The 4,268-nt window shown below is 33.5% G+C and carries 6 protein-coding genes; all 6 read right to left on the bottom strand.

The genetic code is table 11. The features are described from left to right. Nucleotides 1-268: 268 nt before the first annotated feature. A complete protein-coding gene (locus BCR25_RS12390; RefSeq protein ID WP_083242674.1) occupies nt 269-637 on the bottom strand; it encodes a JAB domain-containing protein in 369 nt (122 codons plus the stop codon). A gap of 47 nt (nt 638-684) precedes the next feature. Next, nucleotides 685-1,005: a DUF960 family protein gene (locus BCR25_RS12395; protein WP_069663911.1), complete on the bottom strand. Its 321-nt coding sequence runs from the start codon at nt 1,003-1,005 to the stop codon at nt 685-687. A gap of 496 nt (nt 1,006-1,501) precedes the next feature. Beyond that, entirely contained in the window at nt 1,502-2,332 is an 831-nt protein-coding gene (locus BCR25_RS12400) for a hypothetical protein (protein ID WP_069663912.1), read from the bottom strand. 23 nt (nt 2,333-2,355) lie between these two features. After that, nucleotides 2,356-3,639, bottom strand: coding sequence for a hypothetical protein (locus tag BCR25_RS12405; RefSeq protein WP_071879588.1), 1,284 nt, complete (start codon nt 3,637-3,639; stop codon nt 2,356-2,358). Continuing rightward, nucleotides 3,623-3,973, bottom strand: coding sequence for a T7SS effector LXG polymorphic toxin (locus BCR25_RS19935; RefSeq protein WP_083242675.1), 351 nt, complete (start codon nt 3,971-3,973; stop codon nt 3,623-3,625). The genes BCR25_RS12405 and BCR25_RS19935 overlap by 17 nt, the downstream gene beginning before the upstream one ends. Then, nucleotides 3,964-4,268 (bottom strand): hypothetical protein (locus tag BCR25_RS12410; protein WP_211272507.1); only part of this gene is annotated, 305 nt, incomplete at its 5' end. The genes BCR25_RS12410 and BCR25_RS19935, both read right to left, overlap by 10 nt.

A 4,268-nucleotide genomic window follows, 5' to 3' on the forward strand; every position in this document is an offset into this window, starting at 1 on the left:
CTTCAAGGTATTCCTTTACTATGTTCAATTTAAAATCTGCTTCATAAAAGTTCAAAAAAATGACCTCCCAAAGTTGTATTTTTCATGTACAACTTTTGGGGGTCACCTCACAACTAAAAATCCATTTTGTTTCGCTCTTTAAACTCGAATAAACGGCGAGAGAAAAAAGTAGATCCTTCGGAAATAATCCGAAATTCGCAAAAATTTGAAGAGAAATTTTCGTGAATTCCCTCTTATTTCTTGAAGCTAAACACTTTTGGGGGGCACCTCACTTTTCTAACTTCGCAGTAAATTCAATATCCGCTAATAAAGCGGTCACACTACCTGAAGGATGATTATGCCCAACACAAATAGACACACTATTTGACAACAGCGCCATCTTTAAGATATCTCTAGGAAAAGCGAGTGATTGATTGATGGTTCCTATATGAACAACTTGAATAGCAGTTGGCTCATTTTTTACGTTTAAACCAGCAACCACCAAATGTTCTCGGTCTTTTGTTTCAATAAACGGGGCGAATAACTCGTAAACAGCTTGAGGGCTAGTACAGGTTCTAGCGGCATAAAAAGTGGAGGCTTCTTTCACCAGTTCAAGACTGACGATAGCTACACGTTTTCTCGGTTGGTTTATTTTCATGTTTTTCTCCTTACCGATTGTTGTAGTTGGTTCTTAGAAAAATGCAGTTAATAATCTTCTGGTAATAACATGGTTTGATGACTACGATCATCTATCACCCATAACTTTTTAATTTGGAAATCAGGCATCTTTCCCTTTATGGTGTAGGTATGATAATCGATGAAAAATGGTTGCTCTTGTCGATGAATCACTTCAATTGCTTGGCGTTGATTATCTGGATTGAACTCAAAGAGTTGTAAGTAGTCTAATTCTGTTTCTGCTTCACTTCTTTTTTTATCGATCAAATTCCAGCAATAGAGTTGTATTTCTTTTGGTACTTGTTCATTCACTCCCTTCGTGATGTAACGATTTTCTTTGTTATCAAACATTTTATTCCCTCCTTAAAACACAAAAATAGACCAACCACCCTTTAAGATGATTGATCTTCATAGATATAATATATAATTATTTTTGAGCTAGATACATCAGTTTTACTCAAGATACAAATTTGAATTATTATGAGTTTCTCGTTGATTATATTACTGAACCCCACCTAAATTACCAAGTTTCATTTTCTCTATGTAAGCCACAATTGAGACATTTTCTGATCATCCGAATACCTAACAAGGTAGTTGTATTTCAGAATCACTTCCACCTAAAATATAATGTAGTATACTTTACGATGTAAAAGTGCACTCTGATGAGGGCGGTTGTTTGTCTCCGAAAGGTCGCTTTTCACTCCTAATTTCCAACGAGGCAATTCGTAAAAATCGGTTTCCATTTCTGAATTCGCAGAAACTCCAATCCAACTTTTTTTGCGCCAATTCCTAACAAAAAAGAATGGGCATTTTTGCCTACTCTTCTTTTGTTATTTAAAAACAGCCTTTAATTGTCACCATACCATTCTTCTTTATAGTAACCATAAGATTCCATAAATTCTTTAGAATATTTAAGAACTAACATGTTTTGAATTCTTAAATCTGCTTTAAAACTTAGATAGGTTGGAATTAGAGAAATTATTATCATAAATAGAGCGCCTAGTGTTATTAACAATACCGTATTAAATCCTAATCCATTTATAGAGTCTTCGATCATTTGCTTGTCAATCCAGCTTTTATTAATTCTATATAATTGAACTAATACCATGCCTAGTATAATCACAATACCTACGACTCTAAACATTAAAGAAAGAATTTTATTAATTTTATAATTCTTCTCAAAAGTCGAATTTATATATTCCTTCATTTTATTATTTTCAATTGATTTATATAAAAATAAACATACAGGTATATAAATAGCTATAGTAATTAAATTAGTAATATAATTAGAATCAACAGACCCTATAGAACCGCAAATATATGATAAAAATAAAATTTTCCAACTGGAATAGATATATTCTTTATAACCATAATTTTTAAATTCCTTTTTACTTTTCAAATATGAAAATAAAGATATTAGAATAAAAATTATAGCTATAGTCACAGCTAACGTTCTTGAAAATGTAGTTGTTTCTATATTCTTGCTAGCTCCTGTATAAGATATTATCATGCTAATTGGCATAAATAGACTTAGGATTAAGAAACATATTTTTTTTAAGTTAATTGAGTATTTTGAATTCAGGTCTCCTTTAATTAAGTAATCAATATGACTCCTATCTATTTTCATATATGCTTCTTCAAAACTTATTTCATTTACATACTTGTTTATTTTTTCCATAAGCGCACCCACAATATTCTATTTTACCATTTAGGTAATCCTGTATTGAAATCTCCTGTATCAACACGGCCATTTTGTTTACCAAACCAATCTTCCTTTATAGCTCCTATGTCTCCACTTTCTAAATTATTGTGTCTTTTATCGTAAATCTCATATTGTTCATTTATCCACTTATCAATATCTTCTTTATCAATCCACGTATGCCAATCATCCATATTTTCTATTATGGGTATTTTATTTAGTAGCGGAATATCAGAGATTCCTCCACCTTGAGAAAAATAATTTACAGTCCCAGCAATAGCACCTGGAACGGACCCATATTGTGCCCCTTCCAAAGGGCCAACGGAGGCTAAAAATCTATTTTGACCACCATACAAAGCTTTACTAACATTTCCATAAGCTGGACTATTCGGATTAATATACTCTTGATAAGCCAATCTACCTACAGTGAATCCATCTCCAACAACACCTACTGCTTCACTAGCAACTTTGTGTTGTTTTAAAAAGTCTGCAACTTTTCCTAATTTCTTGAACTTATTAAATCCTATTTTTGTACCTGCTATAAGGGCTTCTCCCGCTGACGATTTTGATAATACATTCGTCACATGACCGATAGGTGCTAATACATCCCATCCTTTGTCGCTTAACTTGATAAGAGCTCCATATACATTGACTTGTACTTCCAAAGGCTTATCAATTAAATACAGACCAAATTTAGGATTGTTTAAAATTTTGTTAGCTAAGTCTTTAGGAAGTTTATTCCAACTTTCTTGTGCGATGAATATATCAAGAACTGCATCTTGTATCCCTTTTGGTAATTTTTCTGAGTCAATGAAAGTAATCAGATATTCAAATAGTCGTTTACTATTCTTAACTTTCTCTATTGCTGCCATTGGATTTTTAGAGTATAAATCATTAATTTCTTTCATCGCTTTTTCTAAAGCTGTTTTTTCCATTTTTTCTATAGCACTAGAAGATTTTAAGGAGTTAAACCAACTAGCATCCACCCCTTTAGGTAATTGATACGTGCCATCGCTATTCACTATTGTATTGTTTAACACTGTAACACCTTGCATTGCTAATTTCATATCATTCAGACTATTACTGAACAAGCCGTTTGTTTGGGAAGAAAAGGTGTGTAGTTTCTCTAATTTCTTTTCGAGTTCTCGTATATCATCTTCAAAATCATTCGACATGCGAGCCAAATTGGATTGAACGTTTAATAAAGCGTCCAATACTTTGGCTACAGGATTATTTCGAGACAATGTTCTAGCTAACGCTGCCGACGCATCAACAGACGCTTTCATCGTTTTTTTCGTGGCTATTTTGTTGCCTTAATTTGTCTTCGTCCAATGTCCCCTCACCTGAAACCAATGCATCGGCGGAACTGTAGGTCTGTAACTCACTTTCAATGCTATCTATTGCAGAAGTTACTTTGCTAATAGTGGGTACAATTAAATCACTAAATAATCCTTTACCAGCTTTGTAAGCTGCTCCAGACAACGTTTTACCGTCTACCGCAGCTATCACCTGTTGACTGCCAGATTTTAATTGTTCGGAAGCTTCCTTGCCACTTTGGATGTTTTTCTGTAATGCAGAGATTAATTGTGAAGAATCTGAGCTAGAATAAATCAATCCCAAGGAATTTCACCCCTCTTTTTATACAATTCTTCGGTTTCTTTATCGAGTATTTTTCGCTGCTCGGCATAACTATTAGTTAAATTGTCTTCAGCTTCTCGCAATTGACGGACAAAAAAACGTTCTTGTTCTTCATTTCTTCGTTGAATACGAAGCCCTTCACTATTTCCATCACGAACAACATCTTCATTTAACATAGCTAGCGTATGATAACCTCGTCGTAACTCTTCTTGTAAGTCTTGTAGATTCATTTCGATCTTCTTCTGATCTCGTTTCAATTCATCCATACTTGTTTCTT

The sequence above is a fragment of the Enterococcus termitis genome (genome assembly GCF_001730305.1).
Lineage (GTDB): Bacteria > Bacillota > Bacilli > Lactobacillales > Enterococcaceae > Enterococcus_L > Enterococcus_L termitis.

Coding starts and splice junctions, on each gene's coding strand:
- BCR25_RS12390 (WP_083242674.1), bottom strand. CDS start 637: ATGAAAATAAACCAACCGAGAAAACGTGTAGCTATCGTCAGTCTTGAA.
- BCR25_RS12395 (WP_069663911.1), bottom strand. CDS start 1,005: ATGTTTGATAACAAAGAAAATCGTTACATCACGAAGGGAGTGAATGAA.
- BCR25_RS12400 (WP_069663912.1), bottom strand. CDS start 2,332: ATGGAAAAAATAAACAAGTATGTAAATGAAATAAGTTTTGAAGAAGCA.
- BCR25_RS12405 (WP_071879588.1), bottom strand. CDS start 3,639: ATGAAAGCGTCTGTTGATGCGTCGGCAGCGTTAGCTAGAACATTGTCT.